We start from the raw sequence: 20,566 nt of genomic DNA on the forward strand, positions 1-20,566 counted from the left end.
GGAAGCAACGTGGATAAACCGGATAAATTACCCGAGATAAAAAAAGTCGATAGTCAAACCGCCAGCTCGCGTGCGGCGCAGCGTGCGCAGGAAGCCGCCAAGCGTACGGCAGCCGCGCGGCAAAAGGTGTTGTTGATCGCGCTTGGCGTGGTGGTTGTGGTCAACGCATTGCTCGCCTTTTTACTGCACGGCGTTATGGTGGAGGATGTGCAGCGCGAGCGTCAGTCAGAATTGACCGCGCAACAGACAAGCGTCCATGTCAATGCTGTTCAACGTTATCTCGCGAAGGTGACCCAGCAATTTGAGCAAGCTCGTGCGTATCCTGATCTGGTCACTCGTCTGACTGACAATAATGCGGAACAAATAGCCGTCCGACAGCAGAGTTTGCGAGAATATTTTGATCAACCGGTTGCGGTGCGTTTAATACCCGCCGGCACCGCGCAACTGGATCGCGAAGGCATTGCACCGATTCGGTTTGCTGAGCTGGATTTAATTCGTCGCGCCGAACGTCGCGAGCCTACCCTACCCGAAGCAGCCGTAGTTGACGATAATTGGTTGCTGCATCTTATTACGCCCCTGCCCACAGATGCGCAACAACCGGTGGCGGGCACGTTACTGGTTACGCTGGATGGCCGCGACCTGATCAGTGCATTCAATGTCGGTGATGCCAATCTCGGACAAGCCGTGCTGTTACAAAAAATCGCCGGCAGTATGCCGTTGACGGTTGCCTCCGTTGGCAACGGTAATCTCTCCCCCCATCATGAGATGCCGATTCCCAACACTTATTGGAGTGTTCGCTTTACACCCTCGCAGCAGTTGGTGAATTTATCGGAAGAACTACCGACGTTATGGTTGCTGGTGATATCCGTCACCAGTATCGCTGGCCTGGTATTGGCGTGGCTGGCGAGCAAAGTTCTTGTTAAAGCACAAACAACACAAAAAGCCACAGCAAAAGCTGACGCGGCAGAAGCAAAAACAGTTGCGAAAGCTGGTGAGACCGCTAAAGCCACCGATGAAATACTGGCGAATCCGATCTATCAGAATCAGGATATTCTTGATATCGCCGTTATCGAAGAAGACGATGATATTCTCGGACTGAATCAGGCCACCGGGAAAAAAGCGGCCGGCGGAACGGCTGCACAAACCCTTGATGTCCCTGCAGATATTTTTCGTTCCTACGATATTCGCGGCATTGTCGGTCAGGACCTGACCGCACAATTGGCCGAAAAAATCGGCGCGGCTATCGGCAGCGAAGTGCTGGATCAGGGTGAGACAAGTATTATCGTCGCACGCGATGGTCGCACTCACAGCGAGGAGCTGAGCCAAGCTCTGGTAAAAGGCATTTTGCGCACAGGTTGTCATGTGATTGACATCGGCATTGTGCCGACGCCCGTGTTGTATTTTGCTACTTTCCATCTGCCGGAAACCAACAGCGGTGTTATGGTAACGGCCAGCCATAATCCGGCGGAGTACAACGGCTTCAAGATGGTGATTAACGGTGTGACGCTCGCCGACGATGCGGTCATGGATATTCGTGCGCGTATTATGCGGCAACAATTTCATCGCGGTCAGGGCAGCACAGAGCATCGTGAGGTGATTGCGGATTATATTGATCGTATTTTTTCTGATGTGGCGTTGGCCAGTAACGTGTCATTGGTGATTGACGCGGGTAATGCGGTGACCGGCGTGGTGGCACCGCAGTTGTTTGAAGAATTGGGTTGCGACGTTACTCCGCTTTATTGCGATCTGGATGGCACCTTCCCCAATCACGATCCGGACCCCGGCCACGAAAAAAATCTGCGCGATTTAATTGCCAAAGTGCAGGAGGTCGGTGCCGATCTCGGTGTAGCATTCGACGGCGATGGCGATCGACTGGTTGTGGTAACGCCCAAAGGCACGATTATTTGGCCGGATCATTTATTGATGCTGTTCGCACGCGATGTCTTGTCGCGCAATCCCGGTGCAGATGTACTCTTCGATGTGAAATGTTCGCGGCAACTGAACCAGGTGATCAGCAGCTATGGCGGGCGCCCGATGATGTGGAAAACCGGCCACTCGCCGATGAAAGCCAAGATGATTGAAACCGGCGCATTAATTGGTGGGGAATATTCCGGTCATATCTTTATCAAAGATCGCTGGTACGGTTTCGACGACGGCATGTATGCTATGGCGCGTTTGTTGGAAATCATCACGCTGCGTGACCAGAAGATCGATGACATCTTTATGGCGTTCCCGATTTTGCCCGCCACACCGGAGCTGAAGATTGCTGTGCCGGATGCTGAAAAATTTGCCCTGATTCAACAGTTAATTGAGAAAGGTGATTTCCAGAATGGCAAGCCCACCACGATCGATGGTTTGCGCGTCGATTTCAGTAAAGGTTGGGGATTGGTGCGAGCGTCGAATACCTCGGCGGCATTGACGCTGCGTTTTGAAGCGGAGTCTGAAGAAGCGCTGGAAAAAATCAAGCTCTTGTTCAAGCGCGAATTACTGAAAGTAAATCCCAAACTGGTTATTAATTTTTAAGTGAGCATTGGAAAACGTTTGCCTTGATCATGCAGGTAAACGTTCAACAATCTCCAAACCTTGCGCATAGCAAGATTCCATTAATCCGGGAATTTTCTGAAGCGGTCTGTCGGAACTTCCCTTTAGCTACAGGATTTGATGTATGTCTTTAACCCGCGATTCTGCGATGAATATCGCTAACGTTCTGACTGAAGCTCTGCCTTATATTCAACGGTTTACTGGCAAGACTATCGTCATCAAATTTGGTGGCAATGCCATGATTGATGAAGCCTTGCAAAACAGTTTTGCACGCGACATCGTGTTGATGAAACTGGTGGGCATGAACCCCATTGTAGTGCATGGGGGTGGGCCGCAAATTGGTGACCTCTTGCAAAAGCTGGATATTAAATCCGAGTTTATCAACGGCATGCGCGTTACCGATAGCGCGACGATGGATGTCGTGGAGATGGTGTTAGGCGGAACGGTCAACAAGCAAATCGTCAGCCTGATTAATCGTAACGGTGGTCAGGCAATCGGTATTACCGGTAAAGACGGCCAATTAATTCGCGCACGCAAGCTGTCGTTCACACGAAAATCACCCGAGATGCTGGAGCCGGAAATTATTGATATCGGCCACGTCGGCGAAGTATCGTCCGTGAATACCTCGGTCATTGATATGCTGATCAACAGTGATTTTATTCCGGTTATTGCGCCCATTGGTGTCGGTGAAGATGGGGCATCCTACAACATCAATGCTGACCTGGTCGCCGGCAAGATTGCGGAAGTGTTGCGCGCAGAAAAATTAATGTTGTTGACGAACGTCGCCGGACTGCAAGATAAACAAGGTAATGTGTTGACCGGTTTGACTACCGCACAGGTCGATGACTTAATCGCTGACGGCACGATCTATGGCGGCATGTTACCCAAGATCGACTGTGCACTGGATGCGGTCAAGTGCGGTGTTAATAGTGCCCATATTATCGATGGCCGGGTTGAGCACGCTGTGTTGCTGGAGATTTTCACCGATGCGGGTGTAGGTACACTGATCACCAACAGCAAAAACAAAAAGTAACGGCCAGTTGCACGCAAGGAGTGCGCGTGCAATTCTGGACAGAAATCGCCACGGACTGAGTTAAAGACTGATGAACAAACCCAGCACAAAAGTTTCGCGTCGCCAACAGATTCTGGAATCACTTGCCAAGATGTTGGAGGACAGTCCCGGTGCGCGGATTACCACCGCAGCACTTGCCAGGGAAGTGGGTGTGTCGGAAGCTGCGCTCTATCGCCACTTCCCCAGCAAGTCGAAGATGTTTGAAGGCTTGATCGAGTTTATTGAAGACACGATCTTTACGCGCATCAATTTGATCCTGACAGAAGAGCCGGCGGCACTCAAACGCTGTGAAAATATTCTGTTATTGGTTTTGACGTTCACCGAGCGCAATCCTGGTATTACTCGTCTGCTGACTGGCGATGCGCTTACCGGTGAAACGGAACGCTTGCGTAACCGCATTGCGCAGGTATTCGAGCGTCTTGAAACGCAATTGAAACAAATACTGCGCGAAGCGGAGTTGCGTGAAGGTATTCGTCCGAGCATTCCGGTATCCGCTGCTGCGAATTTGTTGATGGCGTGTATGGATGGTCGTATCACGCAATTTGTACGCAGCGAATTCCGTCGCTCACCGACCGAATACTGGAGTGACCAGTGGGCGTTGATTGCGCAGGGTTTTATGCGATAAGGAAGCTAGTTATCGCGGGAAATTACTTCAAACCGTTTCATATCCTGATCAAACTTGTCAGACGCAGCCTGATATTCCCGCTCGCGCTGTTTGATCTGCATCTTGATGTCGCGCTCTTCCGCTTGCAGATTGGCGAGATTCTTTAATAAATCTTCACTGACGGCGCGCCCGCTGCGCTCCATACTGGCCGCTTGTTCCTGCTGCGCCACAATCTGTGAGCGCACATTACTCAGATTGCTGGTCAGGATACTGATGTTACCTTGCAGCTCCTGAAGGTTGCGTGTCTTGGCCGCTTCGATATCCGCTACGCTGCTGTAACGACGCCGCAACAATTTATCGGCTTTTTCCTGCTGCTTGCGCAGCTTGCGCTCTGCGGCAGCACGCTCCGCTTCTTCTCCCGTTGGAGACGGCTCCACAACACGGATGACCTCACCATTGAGCGAAACGACTTCATAACCTTTTGGAACATATTCCGGCGGGATGGTGGCATTGATAACCTGAACGCCGTCTTCATTGACGTAGCGATAATAGACTCTGCCCGGCGCATCAGCAGCGTACACCGCTGATGCCGACAGGGCAGTAACGCCCGCGAGGATGGAAATCAGTTTGATCAAGCCCTTATTCATCGTGTTACCCGTTCACTGTTTCAGGGTGTATCGACACCATAGGTGGCGCGATAGCGTTTGATTTGATCGACCATGTCTCCCTGGCTGCCTTGCGTCTCCAGATAATCAATGATGTGGTTCAGGTTAATGATGCTCACCACGGGAATACCAAAATTCTGTTCCACTTCCTGGATTGCCGATAACGGACCCTGGCCCCGCTCCTGGCGGTTCAGGCCGATCAATACGGCAGCTGGCTCAGCATCGGCAGCTTTGATAAGCCCCATCACTTCGCGTACAGCAGTCCCGGCGGTGATCACATCATCAACGATCAGTATCTTGCCCTGTAATGGTGCGCCCACCAGGGTGCCGCCCTCGCCGTGATCCTTGGCCTCCTTACGGTTATAACAGTAAGGAAGATCCCTTTGATAATGGTCTGACAAAGCAATAGCCGTGGTTGCAGCCAGCGGAATTCCTTTATAAGCAGGCCCAAATACTACATCAAAGGGGATGCCAGATGCGGTGATTGCTGCCGCATAGTAGCGTCCTAATTCAGCTAATGCATTTCCGGTCTGAAATTTGCCTGCATTAAAGAAGTATGGACTGGTTCGACCGGATTTCAGCGTGAATTCACCAAAGCATAGCGCCTGGTGCCTGATCGCCAGCTGAATGAAATCATGTTGATACTTTTCCATGCAAAATACCTGTGTATGATCTAACTTCTTATAGGTCTAACAATAATAACCGGATGGATTAGTTGCTGAACTTAATCCTGACTGTAGCTTCTATCAAATCGACAGCAAAAATGTGAAAAAAAGTATCAAACACTGCCACACCCGGTCATTGCGGTAACACAATTCTATAAAGCTCGGGTATCATACACAGTCCGTAATCAAGGGGCTAACATGAGAGTTATCAGTCTTAGCGTCGATGGTATTTTTCAAGCGGCGCAACGCGGCCTGTACGATTGGCTTGCAAATCAGGATGCAGATTTGATCTGTCTGCAAGATTTACGTGCATTGGAATATGAGTTGGATAAGCCCAACTTCCAGCTTGATGGTTATTTTGCTTACTTCTTCGACTCAGGTACCAAGCACTACAATGGTGTAGCTATTTACACCCGTGTGCAACCCAAGGCATTGATTTATGGCTTGGGATTTTCTTCCGGTGTTGATATGGAAGGGCGTTATCTACAGGTAGATTATGAGCATTTGAGTGTGGGTTCCTTGCTTGCGCCCAGCGCAACCTCTGAACTCGAATCCCAGGAGGTCAAGATCAAGTTCTTTGACGACTTCCAGGCTCACCTGGACAAGATCACCCGCAAACGCCGTGAGTATATTTTCTGTGGTAACTGGGAGATGGCCCACACGGCTCGCGATGTCACCAATAGTAGCGAGAACCAGCACAACTCCGGTTTTCTACCCCATGAGCGCCAATGGCTGAGTCAGCTGTTTAATCAACTGGGTTATGTGGATGCATTCCGGCGCGCCAATCGCGATCCGGATGAATACAGCTGGTGGCCCAGTGGTGCGATTGACGAGGGTGAAGGCTGGCGGACGGATTTCCAGGTGGTGTCCAACAGTATCGGACCGAAAGTGGAATACGCGACTATCTACAAGATGCAGCAGTTCTCCAGTCACCTGCCGGTGATTATTGACTATGACATTGAGTTGGAGCAGTTCTAGGAACCGCTGAGTGATCAGGTGCAGACCCAAGCTGCACCTGATCTTTGCAGCGTTATTCTGTCAGTAACACCTGCTTCTGCAGTTGATGTAATTGCGCAATACCCTGTTTTGCCAAGCCCAACATAGCGGCAAATTCAGTCTCACTGAAAGGTTCCGCTTCCGCAGTCCCCTGAATTTCGATGATGCCGCCGTCATCGCCCATAACAATGTTCATATCCGTATCCGCCGCAGAATCTTCCGGATAATCCAGATCCAAAACCGGCTGACCACCGTAGATACCCACAGACACAGAAGCAATTGCCCGCTTCAAAGGTTCCCCTTTTACCTGGTTCTGCTGCTTGAGGAAGGCTACTGCGTCGGCCAAGGCAACCCAGGCGCCGGTGATTGATGCGGTTCGCGTGCCGCCATCAGCCTGGATGACATCGCAATCTACGTGGATGGTGTTTTCACCGAGACTCGTCAAATCCACGGCGGCTCGCAAGGAGCGGCCGATAAGCCGTTGGATTTCCACTGTGCGACCGGTCTGTTTGCCGCGTGCGGCTTCGCGGTCCATTCGCGTACCGGTTGAACGCGGCAGCATGCCATATTCCGCCGTCAGCCAACCCTGCCCCTGTCCGCGCAGGAAGCTGGGAACACCAGCTTGTACGCTGGCGGTACAGATAACTTTGGTATCACCAAATTCGACCAGTACCGAACCTTCGGCATGTTTGGTGTAGTGACGGGTGAGGCGGATGTCGCGGAGTTGATCGGCCTGGCGGCCGCTGGGGCGTTGCATAACGTGATCCTTTAACTGAAGCGGGTGGAGAAAGCGGGCGGCGCAGGTGACTGTGATACCATCCGCTCCTTTGAGCGGTGGCCAGCCATAGCTGCCGAAGGGAGAACTCTACCAGCTCTCATCCATCGCGGTAACAACACACGTCTTAATTAGGAGAATATTGCCCATGCCACGCAGTATGACTGGATTTGCCCGCCGCGAAGCCAAACTTCCCTGGGGCACCGTGATCTGGGAGATCCGCAGTGTCAATCACCGCTACCTGGAGCCGAGCTTCCGTCTGCCGGAGGATTTCCGCGAGATTGAACCCGGCCTACGCGAATTGATTCGCAAGGCATTGCAGCGCGGCAAAGTAGAAGCGGCGCTGAGTATCCAATGGGAGCAGGAAGGTGAAGCGGAGCTGGGTATCAACCTGGGCCGGGTTAGCCAGCTAGCCAGAGCTGCACAACAAATCACTGAACAGTTAGGTGATCTTGCCGCGCCCGTAAATACCCTGGAGATCCTCAAATGGCCGGGCGTCATGCAAAAACAGGAGATGGACCGCGAAGCCCTGCAGCAGGCGGTGCTCAATGTGTTCGACGAAGCGCTGAAACAGCTGGTTGAACATCGCGCGCGCGAAGGCGCGGAGCTGGAACAATTTATCCTGCAACGGCTGGATGCCGTATCCGCGCAAGTGGTTGCCGTTCGTGCTCGCTTGCCGGAGATTTTGCAAAGCCAGCGCGACAAATTACAAGCCAAAATTGCCACCCTGCAAGTAGACCTTGACCCCGAACGCCTCGAACAGGAAATCGCCCTGCTCGCACAAAAGGCCGATGTCGATGAGGAACTGGATCGCCTCGACACGCACGTAATTGAAGTCAAACGCAGCCTCAAACAAACCGACTCCCTCGGCCGCCGGCTGGATTTTTTAATGCAGGAACTCAACCGCGAAGCCAATACCCTTTCATCAAAATCTATTGTCAGTGAAACGACCCAGGCTGCGGTGGAGTTGAAGGTGTTGATCGAGCAGATGCGGGAGCAGGTGCAGAATATCGAATAGCCTAACCGCGCCACTCAGTCATCATTCGAGGCATGGTTGACGTTTGGTGACTAACCCTTTCTGGCAAAGGGTGGATCGGTAAGGCGGTGCCAAGGTAAGACAAGTGGAGTAACCATTGCTCGTATATCTGCTATTTATCACTGCCATCCTGATTATTGCATTTTTAATCATCACGCCTGTGTGGCGCTCGCGACGGCGCCAGCAGATTGCGGTTCGTCCTTTCCCTGAATCCTGGCATCAACTGCTTGAGCAACACTGGCAGTTGTATGCGGTGTTGCCCGAAGATGTACGTGACCAACTACAGCGGCAACTCCGGGTGATGATGGCGGAAACCGAATTCTACGGCTGCAATGATTTGATTGTTACGGAGAAAATGCGTGTGTTGGTCCTGGCACAAGCCAGCTTGCTTTATGGCAGCGTCATTCATCACCAGCAAACGGATTTTCCCTGTGTCCTACTTTACCCGGATGCGTTTGTTCGTGAAGGCGCAACGATGGATGAACTGGGTTTGGTTGCCGAGGAGCGTCATATTCTTTTGGGAGAGTCCTGGGAACAGGGTAAGGTGATTTTGTCCTGGGCCGACATTGAGCAGAATCTGGCGCAACCACAGAGCCACCACAATTTGGTGATCCACGAATACGCGCACCAGATTGATGGTTATGACGGCGCTATGAACGGCACACCACCCGTGGCGGGTCATCCGAAATTCCAGACATGGCCTGCGGTCATGCAAGGCGCCTATGATGATCTCTGTCATCGCGTGGATGCGGGTGACGCATCTTTTGATCCCTACGCGACGACTAATCCCGCGGAATTTTTTGCCGTCGTCAGTGAATATTTCTTTATGCAACCGCAGGTGCTTATTGAGCGTTATCCCGATGTTTATCGGTTGCTCTCTGCTTTTTATCGTCGCGACCCCTTGGCCTGGACTTAACGCTCCTCGTTTCTGTCAGGTGAAACCCTTGAAGAACTTTTGGTTTAAACCAAACTCCCAAAAGACACCTTTCTCTGCAAAATATTCATCGCAAATTCATAAGGAATTCCCATGAAGTATTGGCTATCCACCTTATTGTTATTCACCTGTCTATCATCATTCGCCGCAGAGGCGCCCAGCTACGGTCCGCGTCTGGAAGGCTTTAACTATCCCCACCCCACTAAAACCTTCACCTTCACATCCCAACAACAGGATCTGGAGATGGTGTATATGGATGTTCAGCCCGAGGAGGCAAACGGGCGCACAGTGGTGCTGATGCATGGCAAGAATTTTTGTGCAGCGACCTGGGAGGCCACCATCAAGGTGCTGGTCGATAAAGGTTATCGTGTGATAGCGCCAGACCAGATCGGCTTCTGTAAATCATCCAAGCCAACACAGTATCAATTCAGTTTTCAGCAACTGGCGAGCAATACCCGGGCGTTGCTTGACAATATCGATGTGAAAAACGTGACCGTCATGGGGCATTCCATGGGCGGCATGTTAGCTACGCGCTTTGCGCTGATGTACCCCGAGCAAACTGAGCAACTGGTGATGGTCAATCCGATTGGCCTGGAGGATTGGAAGGCGTTGGGCGTGCCTTACCGTAATGTGGATGAATGGTATGCGCGGGATCTGAAAACCTCGGCGGAGAGCATTCGGAAATACCAGCTCAATACTTACTACGCCGGAAATTGGCGACCGGAGTTTGATCGTTGGGTGGAGATGCAAGCGGGTATGTTTCGCGGTGAGGGACGAGAGCTGGTGGCCTGGAGTTCGGCATTGACCGCCGACATGATTATGTTGCAGCCGGTGGTGTACGAGTTTCCATTCTTGAAGATGCCGGTTTTATTACTGATCGGCGAGCTGGACAACACGGCGTTGGGCAAAGATGCAGCTTCGCCAGCGTTGCAGAAAAAATTGGGCAACTATAAAAAGCTGGGTCGAGAAATCGCGGCACAAATTCCCAGAGCCAAATTGGTAAATTTTCCCGACCTGGGTCACTCACCGCAGATTCAGGCTCCGGAGCGCTTTCACAAAGCGCTTCTAACCAACCTGTTGCCTTGACGCTTTAGGAAGTTTTAGGGGATTCGCCTCAGGGCTTGTTTTCGTCGCTATTGATTTGCACCAGTGTGGCCAAACCTTCGTGGCGCAGTTTGTTCATCAGCTTGGCTAACTGGTCCACCTCGGCGGCATCCAACTGCTCGCCGTGAACAAAAGATAATCGCCCCTTGCTAACCAATTCGCGCACATACGTGGGCCGGACGCGCAGGCGTTCGGCAGCTTGGGTGATAGACAGCAGTTGTTGCAACATAACGGGAATCAGGTAATAAAAGATTGTGGATGCGCCTCTGGAACGCGCGGAAAACCTCTGCTTCACTATGCCACACTTTATTGCCGATTACTCGCCATGAACGGCGTCAGCGGTGGATAATCCCCTGACCCTGTGCCGATCCTGTGCCATAATTCGAACATCCCGATGACCGTACTCATGCGGTCATACACGCATCCGTTTTTCATTACCCTACAAGAATAAGGCAGTCTTGCATGAGCAATCGCGGCACGCTTTATACCGTTTCTGCACCCTCCGGTGCCGGCAAAACCAGCCTGGTGGCGGCGCTGGTCAAATCCAATCCCGAGGTCTGTGTATCTATCTCCCATACCACACGACCTATGCGCCCCGGCGAGAAAGACGGGGTGAATTATCATTTTGTTGATCATGCGACTTTTGAAAATATGCTTGAAGAAGGTGCTTTTCTGGAGCACGCACGGGTGTTCAAAAATCTGTATGGCACCTCCCAGCAGTGGGTCGTTGAGACCTTGCAGCAAGGTATGGACGTGATCCTGGAGATCGACTGGCAGGGCGCCGAACAGGTGCGCCGGTTGATGCCCGATACCATCAGTTTATTTATCCTGCCGCCCTCCCTCGCTTCCCTTCGGCAGCGCCTGACGGGTCGCGGCCAGGATGACAGCAGCGTGATTGAGGCGCGGATGAATGAAGCCATCAGCGAGATTTCCCACTACGTTGAGGCGGATTACCTGATCATCAACGATGACTTCACCACCGCGCTCGCACAATTCCAGGCGCTGATTACCAGCCAACATCTGAGTTTGCCCCGTCAAGCTGAAAAGCACGCGGCACTGCTGCGCGAATTGTTGGCCTGATTCCCGGGTATTTGGTTGGTAAACTCACGCAAGTGTGCATTTTGTGGCCAATTCCTCGGCACGCGACTGGCGGCGAGCACCTATCTCACGCATAATAGACACCCTTGAAAAGCAGCATTCCGGCTGCATTACTTAGTTCAGGCACGGAAATTTATGGCACGCATTACTGTTGAAGATTGTTTGAATCACGTTGATAACCGTTTTGAGTTGGTTATGGTGGGCAGCAAACGCGCCCGTCAACTTGCGATTGGTGGCAAAGACCCCCATGTCCCCGCCGAAAATGACAAACCCACTGTTATCGCTCTGCGCGAAATTGAAGAGGGTTTTGTTGATGCGAGCATCCTTCTCGAAAAAGACGTGGCTCCTGCGCCGAAACCCGAGCGCAACTACGAACAGGAAATGTAAGCCGAGGTAATCATTCCCTAGCCGCTGCCGGTGTAGCGGCTTTTCAGTCTCTGGAGAACGGCGTTGCAGACAATTGAAGCCTTGAGTCACAGGCTTTCGTCATATCTGGATACTCCCCAAATCAATTTGGTGAAGCGGGCTTATTTTTACGCAGAACAAGCCCACGATGGCCAAAAGCGCCGCAGTGGCGAAGCCTACATTACCCATCCGCTCGCGGTAGCGGACATCCTCGCGCACATGCATATGGACCATCAGAGTTTGATGGCGGCCATGTTGCACGATGTCATTGAAGATACCGGCATCAGCAAGAAGGCTATCTCCAGACAGTTTGGCGATTCTGTGGCTGACCTGGTGGATGGTGTCAGCAAGCTGACCCAGATCGAATTTGAATCCCACGCGGAAAAGCAGGCAGAAAACTTCCAGAAGATGGCCTTGGCCATGGCTAATGACCTGCGGGTTATCCTTGTGAAGTTAGCCGACCGTTTGCACAACATGCGCACACTGGGCGCTATGCCCGCCGACAAGAAACGTCGGATCGCTAAAGAAACCCTTGAGATTTATGCGCCTATCGCCCATCGGCTGGGTATGAACGATATGCGCCTGGAGTTTGAAGATCGCGGTTTTTACGCGATGTATCCGCTGCGGGCGACGCGTTTGCAGGCCGCCCTCAAGACCGCGCGCGGTAACCGCAAAGAGCTGGTTGAACAGATTCAGACCTCCATTGAAAAACGCCTCACCCGCGAAAAGATCGTGGCCGAGGTAATCGGGCGGGAGAAACACCTCTTCAGCATCTACGAAAAGATGCGGCAGAAGAAAAAGTATTTCAAAGAAATCATGGACGTATACGCCTTCCGCATCATTGTGGACAGCGTCGATACCTGCTATCGCGTGCTGGGGGTGATCCATAACCTCTACAAACCGGTGGCTGGTGAGTTCAAGGATTACATCGCGATTCCCAAGGCCAATGGCTATCAGTCGTTGCACACGGTGTTGGTCGGTATGCACGGCGTGCCTATCGAAGTGCAAATCCGTACTCGCGAAATGGATGAGATGGCCAACAACGGCATCGCAGCGCATTTCCTCTACAAATCCAACAGCACCGAGACGATTAACAGCAGTCACAGCCGCGCACGCCAGTGGGTGCAGGGCTTGCTGGAGATGCAGCGTCGCGCCGGGGATTCGTTGGAGTTTATCGAGAACGTGAAGATCGACCTCTTCCCTGACGAGGTTTACGTCTTTACGCCCAAAGGCAAGATTGTTGAGCTGCCCCACGGTGCCACGGCCGTGGATTTTGCCTACGCCGTGCACACCGATATCGGCAATGCCTGCGTGGCCTGCCGGATCAATGGCCGGCTTGCACCGTTATCGCAGCCGCTGCAAAGCGGGCAGAAAGTCACCATCATCACCGCGCCCGGCGCGCAGCCCAACCCCAACTGGTTAAATTTCACGGTGTCGGGTAAGGCCCGCAGCGGAATTCGCCATTTCCTCAAAAACCAACGCCATCACCAATCGGTGGCCTTGGGTCGCCGGATGCTCAGTCGGGCGCTGGCTGATATGCATATCGAGCTGGATAACCTGACAGAGGCACAACAAGCGCAACTGCTGCAGGCAGCGCAGGTGGATTCACTGGAAACCCTGCTCGAAGAGATCGGACTGGGTAACCGCGTGGCCTTTGCGGTGGCCAAGCTTTTACAACCGGATGCCGAGGTCAAACCGCGCGGCCCCAGTATTTATTCGCCGCTCACCATTGACTCTTCCGAGGGTATGCTGATCACCTTTGCCCGTTGTTGCCGACCGATACCCGGCGACCCGATTATCGGGCATGTAAGCTCCGGCAAAGGCTTGGTTATTCACCAGGATACTTGTCGTAATATCGTGGAAATTCGCAGTAATCCGGAAAAAATCAGCCACGTGAACTGGGCGCCGACGGTCAGCGGGGAATTCCTGGTGGATGTCCGGGTGGAAGTGGAATCGGAACGCGGCATCATCGCGACCCTTGCCACACGGGTGACCGAGCAGGGCGGCAGCATTGAACATATCAATGTCCAGGAGCGGGATGCCCATAACAGCGTGATCCACTTGTGTATCGGCGTGCACAACCGCGTGCACCTGGCCAACATCATGCGTCGCATCCGCAACATGAGCTTTGTGATCCGAATCGGGCGCAGCAAGAATTGATTAGGCATTGCGTCTCTTTCTTATAGTCATCCCTTATAGCCCTGCGCCGCACTCCCGTTTATACTCGATCGCTTTCCGTTAATAACAGCGCGCCATCCCAGCGCTTTTCAACGAAGCAGGCTCATCATGACGAACAAAGCCATAATCCACACCACCAATGCCCCGGCGGCCATCGGTACTTATTCCCAGGCAATCAAGGTCAACAACACGACATACCTGTCGGGCCAGATTCCGCTGGACCCCAAGACGATGTCATTGGTTGAAGGCGATTTCGCGACCCAGGCCCATCAGGTCTTCAGGAACTTGCGCGCCGTATGTGAAGCTGCCAATGGCAGCCTGGCAGATATCGTCAAACTCAATATCTACCTGACCGATCTGGCGAATTTTTCCATCGTGAACGAAGTAATGGCGGAATACTTTAACCAGCCCTACCCGGCCCGCGCGGCTATCGGCGTTAGTCAATTGCCCAAGGGCGCGGTGATTGAGGCGGATGGCGTGATGGTGGTGTAGTTGGATTATGCTTCGTAATCCGTTTGTCATTAGGCCATTGATTTCGAAAACGCATGAATACATCCCTGTAGCTCCCTCAAGTCGTCCTTGACTTGAGGGTTTCGAAACCAATGGCCTAACGCCAAACTCGCATCGTGCCATTTTCGAACTGTTGAATTGAGTTTTTCAGTTATTGCCAATTAGCGTTACGAACGCAATTTAGCCTTAGGATTCGGTAAATCCGTAATCGTCCCCGCCGCCAGTTCGCCGGCCAAGCCGACACTTTCATGCAGAGTCGGGTGTGCGTGGATAGTTAGTGCCAGGTCTTCCACATTCGCGCCAAACTCAATAGCAAGAGACAATTCGCCCAATAACTCGCCCGCATTAATCCCTACTATCCCCGCACCCAACAACTGCTCAGATTCAGCGTGATAGATCAACTTGGTCTTGCCTTCACTGCGATTGGCGCCGAGGGCGCGACCGCTGGCGCTCCAGGGGTAGACAGCGGTTTTGTAATTGATGCCTTGGGCTTTGGCTTCTTTCTCGGTCAGGCCGGTCCAGGCGATTTCAGGATTGGTGTAAGCGATGGAGGGAATCACGCGTGGATTAAAGATACGTTTATGCCCGGCGATTACATCAGCGGCTACATGGCCTTCATGGCTCGCTTTGTGGGCCAGCATGGGTTGCCCCACAATATCGCCGATAGCAAAGATATGCGGCACGTTGGTTTGCTGGGTGTTGCTGACGGGAATAAAACCGCGTTCGTCCACCTGCACACCCGCCTTGTCGGCGCCGATAAGTTGACCATTGGGTTTGCGTCCAACGGCGACCAGTACGGCGTCAAACTCGCGCGCTTCCGCCGGGGCATTGGCGCCGGAAAAGCTGACCTTTAAACCGGCTTTTGCTGCTTCAACTGCTTCCACTTTGGTGGAGAGCAGGACTTCAAAGCGCTCCTTGTTGTAGCGGCTGTACACCGTGATCAAATCCTTGTCGGCTGCAGGAATTAATTGATCGGCGAACTCAACCACCGTCACTTTACTGCCGAGTGCCTGGTACACCGTGCCCATCTCCAAACCGATAATGCCGCCGCCGATGACCAATAACCGTTTGGGCACCTCACTCAATTCCAGCGCCTTGGTGGAGTCCCACACCCGCGGGTCATCCGGGATAAACGGCAGTTTCACGACGCTGGAACCGGCAGCGATGATCGCGTGTTCAAATTCAATCAGTGTTTCTTTCCCGTCATTCACCACGCTGAGCTGATGACTGCCGGTAAAGGTGCCACGACCATGTACAACCTGCACCTTGCGACTTTTGGCCATACCGCTGACACCTTGGGATAACTTCTTGACCACACTGTCCTTAAACGCGCGGATCTGGTTGAGATCCTGCTTGGGGGGTGCGAATGTCAAACCGATATCCGGGCCATGCTCGGCTTCATGAATAACCTGGGCTACGTGGAGTAATGCTTTGGAAGGAATGCAACCCACATTCAAACAAACCCCACCCAAGGCCTGATACTGTTCAACGAGAGTCACCTCAAGGCCCAGATCCGCTGCGCGAAACGCCGCGGAATAACCGCCAGGGCCGCTGCCTAACACCACGACTTGTGTCTTGATTGTTTCCGCCATAACCACTCTCCGAACTGGCTGATATGAAAAACCTGAAGATTACTTTTTGTCCCGTAGTAAATCGCGGATCTCGGTTAGCAGTAATTCTTCTTTGCTGGGTACTGGATTCGCGGGTGGCGTCGGTGCGGCTTCTTCTTTGCGCTTCAAACGATTGATGCCTTTGACCACCATAAATATCGCGAAGGCGACGATGGTGAAGTCTAGGATGGTCTGAATAAATTTGCCGTAAGCAATGGTGACGGCCGGTGTATCGGCGGTGGCTTCTTTCAACACAACGGCCAGATCACTGAAGTCCACACCACCGATCATCAACCCGATCGGCGGCATGATTACATCACCCACCACGGAGGTTACGATCTTGCCGAATGCGGCTCCGATGATGATGCCCACCGCCATATCCACAACGTTGCCCTTTACCGCAAATTCTTTGAATTCTTTAATGATGCTCATGGAAAGTCTCCTTTAATCCAGACAGGTAATGACACATAACGCCTACGAAACAGTGCAAGTCGGGTTGCCGCGCAATACCAGACCGTGACTGTTTATACCATCATCGACGGGATAAAACAGCGTGGACCACTCGAATTATTGATGAGGAAAAAGAAGTGGCAGATTTTTACACGGGTAAATACGGATCATTCGTCCTCACGTTTGGCAAAGACGCTAATCTGTTCATCTTCATCGACGATAACATCAAGGATCATCGGCTGACAGCACACCTGACAATCTTCGGTATAGGATTGTTCGGGATAGGAGCAGTCGACCAGGACCGTGATGGTCTCGCCGCAGTAGGGACAGGAAATGGGGTGTTCCTCAAGCAGGTTCATGATGATGTTTGCCGTGAGGTGATGGGACATCAGCTTACCGGGCAAGACCCGGCAAGCTGAATGAGAAAATTATTTGGCTGCGGCTTCTTCCAATTCGCCGCCGGCTTTCTTGAGGTCTTTACCAAAGCCCTCAACAGTGTTGCAGCCCGTCAAGGTAAACATGCCCAGCAAGGCCGCCGCCAGAATCAGTGTCATCGTCGTTTTCATAAAGTATCTCCAGTTAAAAATCAGGCCCGCCAGAAATGTCGGTTGGCTTATGGCTGTGAAATATACACAGCGTCGAGTTTATGAATCAATGCCTAATTGTTCCCAAATTGAATCTATTTTGGCTTTAACCGATTGGTCCATTTCGATGGGTGTGCCCCATTCCCGCGTTGTCTCGCCGGGCCATTTATTCGTCGCATCAAAACCGATCTTGGAGCCAAGGCCAGAGACCGGTGAGGCAAAGTCGAGGTAATCAATGGGAGTATTTTCAATCATCACCGTATCCCGCGCCGGGTCCATGCGGGTGGTCATGGCCCAGATCACATCTTTCCAGTCGCGGGCGTTTACATCGTCGTCGGTAACAATCACAAACTTGGTGTACATAAATTGCCGCAGGAATGACCACACGCCCATCATCACCCGCTTGGCATGACCGGGGTATTGTTTCTTCATGGTGACCACGGCCATGCGGTATGAACAGCCTTCCGGCGGTAAATAAAAATCCACAATCTCGGGAAATTGTTTTTGCAGGATCGGCACAAACACTTCATTGAGTGCTACGCCCAGAATGGCCGGTTCATCCGGCGGGCGTCCGGTGTAAGTGCTGTGATAAATCGGGTCGCGTCTGTGGGTAATTTTTTCCACCGTGAAAACCGGGAAATGATCCACTTCGTTGTAATAACCGGTGTGATCGCCGAAGGGGCCTTCGGGGGCCATATCATCTGGCGCAATGTAACCTTCGAGAATAAATTCAGCGGATGCCGGCACCTGCAAATCATTGCCGAGACATTTCACCACGTCGGTTTTATCGCCACGCAATAAACCGGCAAAGGCGTATTCAGACAAGGTATCGGGAACCGGTGTCACCGCGCCGAGGATGGTGGCGGGATCTGCGCCCAGTGCGACAGAAACCGGAAAAGGTTTGCCGGGATTCTGTTGTTGCCACTCACGGAAATCCAGCGCGCCGCCACGATGGGATAACCAGCGCATGATCAAACGGTTCTTGCCGATCTTTTGCATGCGATAAATGCCGAGATTTTGCCGCTCTTTATGCGGCCCGCGTGTGACGACTAACGGCCAGGTCACCAGGGGACCGACATCGCCGGGCCAACAGGTTTGAATAGGAATCATATCCAGATTGACCGCATCGCCTTCCACAACAATTTCCTGGCAGGAGGCTTTGCTGACAACCTTGGGAGCCATATTCAACACTTGTTTAAAGATGGGTAATTTTTCCCAGGCATCTTTAAAACCCTTCGGTGGTTCAGGCTCTTTCAAAAAGGCTAATAATTTTCCGACGTCGCGCAAGGCAGCAACGGATTCTTCTCCCATACCCAGCGCCACCCGCTCCGGTGTGCCAAATAAATTACCGAGCACTGGGATGGAAAAACCTTTGGGATTTTCAAACAGGAGTGCCGGGCCGCCAGCGCGCAGGGTGCGATCACAAATTTCCGTCATCTCCAGATAGGGATCGACTTCATGGGTGATGCGTTTTAATTCGCCGCGCTGTTCCAGCAGTGCAATAAAATCACGGAGATCTTTATATTTCATGGATTCTAATGGCCAGTTTGCAAGAGGGGTGCAGGGGAAGTGGCGCTTGGAATCGAAAGCCTTCGCGTCAGGAGTGACGCGAAGGTATTACAGAAATGTATCAGTATTTTTCGATACCCGAATGGCCATTCTGTATGTGTTCAAGGTACCCGTGGCGCTTACTTGCGTTTCATCGACAGGAAGAATTCATCATTGGTTTTGAAGTCTTTCAACTTATCGACCAAAAATTCTGTTGCTGCCACATCTTCCATATCGTTTAACAAGCGGCGCAAAATCCAGGCGCGTTGCAGTTCATCTTCTTTCATCAACAGCTCTTCGCGACGGGTGCCGGAACGACGGACGTTGATGGCCGGGTAAATACGTTTTTCGGCAATCTTGCGATCCAGATGCAACTCCAGGTTACCGGTACCTTTAAATTCTTCGTAAATCACTTCGTCCATCTTCGAGCCGGTATCAACCAGTGCGGTTGCAATGATGCTCAGGCTGCCGCCTTCTTCGATGTTGCGCGCGGCACCGAAGAAACGCTTGGGTCGCTCCAGCGCATGGGCATCCACACCACCGGTCAACACTTTACCGGAAGAAGGAATGACGGTGTTGTATGCACGTGCCAGACGTGTAATAGAGTCGAGCAGAATGATCACATCTTTTTTGTGTTCGACGAGGCGCTTGGCACGCTCAATAACCATGTCCGCAACTTGTACGTGACGTGCGGGTGGCTCATCGAAGGTTGATGCAACCACTTCGCCGCGCACAGAACGCTGCATCTCGGTCACTTCTTCCGGACGCTCATCAATCAACAGAACAATCAGGTGACACTCAGGATTATTGCGCGTAATCGCCTGCGCAATATTTTGCATCATGATGGTTTTACCGGCTTTGGGTGGCGCTACGATCAAGCCGCGTTGGCCTTTACCAATTGGCGCAATCAAATCGATGATACGACCGGTGAGGTCTTCGGTAGAACCGTTGCCGGCTTCAAGTAACAAACGCTCGTTGGGGAACAGCGGTGTGAGGTTTTCAAAGAGGATTTTGTTGCGTGAACTTTCAGGTTTGTCGAAGTTAATTTCGTTAACTTTCAACAGAGCAAAATAACGTTCACCTTCTTTCGGGGGACGAATCTTGCCGGAAATTGTATCGCCGGTGCGGAGGTTGAAGCGGCGAATCTGGCTGGGTGAAACATAAATATCATCGGGGCCTGCGAGGTAGGAACTGTCTGCTGAACGTAAAAAACCAAAACCATCCACCAGAATTTCCAACACGCCATCGCCGTAAATATCCTCCCCGCCTTTGGCATGTCGCTTGAGGATATTGAAGATAATATCCTGCTTGCGTGAGCGGGCCATACTTTCGAGGCCCATTTCGGTGGCAATGTTAATCAGTTCTTCGACAGGTTTTGTTTTTAGATCAGTAAGGTTCATACACTAGGACTTTGGTTGTGAATAGTAAGTTGGGTTAGTAGAAGTTGTAGCAGGATTTGATTTACAGGGTATTGGGGTGTTGTTCTATCGCGCGGTCTTGCTCTTATAGTCCGCAGACGACGGGTCTCAACTCGATAATTACTGCTCAGATAATCAGGCGCTGGGAGGGCCCTGAGGCCAGGATTTATGCTGGGGCAGATAACACAGGAGTCTTATGCTTGTCCGTTTCTATATTGCTCAGTGATTTGGCTGTTGTTGATGTGATTAGCTGAAATCAGGGAGGAACAAACATTGAATGTGCCGAGTATAGCGGCAAGTTTTCATCAGTGTAAAGCGCAAATTTAACACAGGGTGAATAAATCGGGCCGGCAATGGTGATTGCCGGCCCGGT

21 protein-coding genes are annotated in these 20,566 nt (G+C 52.1%); 11 read left to right on the forward strand and 10 right to left on the reverse strand.

What is annotated here, in order from left to right:
* Positions 1-9 precede the first annotated feature (9 nt).
* The 3 genes from CBR65_RS14430 (at position 10) to slmA (ending at position 4,238) form a co-directional block, all read left to right on the forward strand.
* Positions 10-2,523, forward strand: a complete 2,514-nt coding sequence (locus tag CBR65_RS14430; protein ID WP_232461199.1) for a phosphomannomutase/phosphoglucomutase — start codon at positions 10-12, stop codon at positions 2,521-2,523.
* 142 nt (positions 2,524-2,665) lie between these two features.
* Entirely contained in the window at positions 2,666-3,574 is a 909-nt protein-coding gene (gene argB / locus CBR65_RS14435) for an acetylglutamate kinase (protein ID WP_087467513.1), read from the forward strand.
* A gap of 70 nt (positions 3,575-3,644) precedes the next feature.
* Positions 3,645-4,238: a nucleoid occlusion factor SlmA gene (slmA, locus tag CBR65_RS14440; RefSeq protein ID WP_087467514.1), complete on the forward strand. Its 594-nt coding sequence runs from the start codon at positions 3,645-3,647 to the stop codon at positions 4,236-4,238.
* A gap of 5 nt (positions 4,239-4,243) precedes the next feature.
* Here slmA and CBR65_RS14445 read toward each other — a convergent pair whose 3' ends face one another.
* Together CBR65_RS14445 and pyrE are read right to left on the reverse strand one after the other, a co-directional pair.
* Positions 4,244-4,864: a hypothetical protein gene (locus CBR65_RS14445; protein ID WP_087467515.1), complete on the reverse strand. Its 621-nt coding sequence runs from the start codon at positions 4,862-4,864 to the stop codon at positions 4,244-4,246.
* A 20-nt stretch (positions 4,865-4,884) separates the two neighbouring features.
* A complete protein-coding gene (pyrE, locus tag CBR65_RS14450; RefSeq protein WP_087467516.1) occupies positions 4,885-5,535 on the reverse strand; it encodes an orotate phosphoribosyltransferase in 651 nt (216 codons plus the stop codon).
* A 210-nt stretch (positions 5,536-5,745) separates the two neighbouring features.
* On the opposite strand from pyrE, the gene CBR65_RS14455 reads away from it, so the two are divergent.
* Positions 5,746-6,525, forward strand: a complete 780-nt coding sequence (locus CBR65_RS14455; RefSeq protein ID WP_087467517.1) for an exodeoxyribonuclease III — start codon at positions 5,746-5,748, stop codon at positions 6,523-6,525.
* 52 nt (positions 6,526-6,577) lie between these two features.
* Here CBR65_RS14455 and rph read toward each other — a convergent pair whose 3' ends face one another.
* Complete coding sequence (gene rph, locus CBR65_RS14460; protein WP_087467518.1) at positions 6,578-7,300, reverse strand: ribonuclease PH; 723 nt, start codon at positions 7,298-7,300, stop codon at positions 6,578-6,580.
* Between the two features lie 166 nt (positions 7,301-7,466).
* On the opposite strand from rph, the gene CBR65_RS14465 reads away from it, so the two are divergent.
* The 3 genes from CBR65_RS14465 to CBR65_RS14475 all read left to right on the forward strand — a co-directional run bounded on the left by CBR65_RS14465 (position 7,467) and on the right by CBR65_RS14475 (position 10,374).
* Positions 7,467-8,336, forward strand: a complete 870-nt coding sequence (locus tag CBR65_RS14465; RefSeq protein ID WP_087467519.1) for a YicC/YloC family endoribonuclease — start codon at positions 7,467-7,469, stop codon at positions 8,334-8,336.
* Between the two features lie 115 nt (positions 8,337-8,451).
* On the forward strand, positions 8,452-9,270 hold the full coding sequence (locus CBR65_RS14470; RefSeq protein WP_087467520.1) for a zinc-dependent peptidase: 819 nt from the start codon (positions 8,452-8,454) through the stop codon (positions 9,268-9,270).
* 111 nt (positions 9,271-9,381) lie between these two features.
* Positions 9,382-10,374 carry an alpha/beta fold hydrolase gene (locus CBR65_RS14475; RefSeq protein WP_087467521.1) on the forward strand — a complete coding sequence of 331 codons (993 nt, stop codon included), beginning with the start codon at positions 9,382-9,384 and terminating at the stop codon, positions 10,372-10,374.
* A 28-nt stretch (positions 10,375-10,402) separates the two neighbouring features.
* On the opposite strand, the gene CBR65_RS14480 is transcribed toward CBR65_RS14475, so the two are convergent.
* Positions 10,403-10,621: a DNA-binding protein gene (locus CBR65_RS14480; protein WP_087467522.1), complete on the reverse strand. Its 219-nt coding sequence runs from the start codon at positions 10,619-10,621 to the stop codon at positions 10,403-10,405.
* A gap of 233 nt (positions 10,622-10,854) precedes the next feature.
* Between CBR65_RS14480 and gmk the strand changes: the two genes are divergently transcribed.
* From gmk to CBR65_RS14500, 4 genes are all read left to right on the forward strand, one after another.
* Positions 10,855-11,472 (forward strand): guanylate kinase, encoded by a 618-nt coding sequence (gene gmk / locus CBR65_RS14485; RefSeq protein WP_087467523.1) that lies wholly within the window; start codon positions 10,855-10,857, stop codon positions 11,470-11,472.
* Positions 11,473-11,625: 153 nt separating this feature from the next.
* Positions 11,626-11,877: a DNA-directed RNA polymerase subunit omega gene (gene rpoZ, locus CBR65_RS14490; RefSeq protein ID WP_087467524.1), complete on the forward strand. Its 252-nt coding sequence runs from the start codon at positions 11,626-11,628 to the stop codon at positions 11,875-11,877.
* A gap of 63 nt (positions 11,878-11,940) precedes the next feature.
* A complete protein-coding gene (spoT, locus tag CBR65_RS14495; RefSeq protein ID WP_087467525.1) occupies positions 11,941-14,055 on the forward strand; it encodes a bifunctional GTP diphosphokinase/guanosine-3',5'-bis pyrophosphate 3'-pyrophosphohydrolase in 2,115 nt (704 codons plus the stop codon).
* A 126-nt stretch (positions 14,056-14,181) separates the two neighbouring features.
* The gene (locus tag CBR65_RS14500) at positions 14,182-14,565 is read left to right on the forward strand and encodes a RidA family protein (protein ID WP_087467526.1); all 384 of its coding nucleotides are present in this window, start codon (positions 14,182-14,184) and stop codon (positions 14,563-14,565) included.
* Between the two features lie 185 nt (positions 14,566-14,750).
* Here CBR65_RS14500 and lpdA read toward each other — a convergent pair whose 3' ends face one another.
* The 6 genes from lpdA to rho all read right to left on the reverse strand — a co-directional run bounded on the left by lpdA (position 14,751) and on the right by rho (position 20,175).
* On the reverse strand, positions 14,751-16,175 hold the full coding sequence (lpdA, locus tag CBR65_RS14505) for a dihydrolipoyl dehydrogenase (protein ID WP_087467527.1): 1,425 nt from the start codon (positions 16,173-16,175) through the stop codon (positions 14,751-14,753).
* Positions 16,176-16,214: 39 nt separating this feature from the next.
* Positions 16,215-16,625, reverse strand: a complete 411-nt coding sequence (gene mscL / locus CBR65_RS14510) for a large-conductance mechanosensitive channel protein MscL (protein WP_087467528.1) — start codon at positions 16,623-16,625, stop codon at positions 16,215-16,217.
* Positions 16,626-16,810: 185 nt separating this feature from the next.
* Complete coding sequence (locus tag CBR65_RS14515; RefSeq protein ID WP_232461200.1) at positions 16,811-17,032, reverse strand: CPXCG motif-containing cysteine-rich protein; 222 nt, start codon at positions 17,030-17,032, stop codon at positions 16,811-16,813.
* A gap of 39 nt (positions 17,033-17,071) precedes the next feature.
* Positions 17,072-17,209, reverse strand: a complete 138-nt coding sequence (locus CBR65_RS14520) for an entericidin A/B family lipoprotein (RefSeq protein ID WP_087467529.1) — start codon at positions 17,207-17,209, stop codon at positions 17,072-17,074.
* Positions 17,210-17,287: 78 nt separating this feature from the next.
* Entirely contained in the window at positions 17,288-18,757 is a 1,470-nt protein-coding gene (gene ubiD, locus CBR65_RS14525) for a 4-hydroxy-3-polyprenylbenzoate decarboxylase (protein ID WP_087467530.1), read from the reverse strand.
* A 158-nt stretch (positions 18,758-18,915) separates the two neighbouring features.
* Entirely contained in the window at positions 18,916-20,175 is a 1,260-nt protein-coding gene (rho, locus tag CBR65_RS14530) for a transcription termination factor Rho (protein WP_087467531.1), read from the reverse strand.
* Between the last annotated feature and the right edge of the window lie 391 nt (positions 20,176-20,566).

The sequence above is a fragment of the Cellvibrio sp. PSBB006 genome, assembly GCF_002162135.1.
In the GTDB taxonomy this organism is placed as follows: Bacteria; Pseudomonadota; Gammaproteobacteria; order Pseudomonadales; family Cellvibrionaceae; genus Cellvibrio.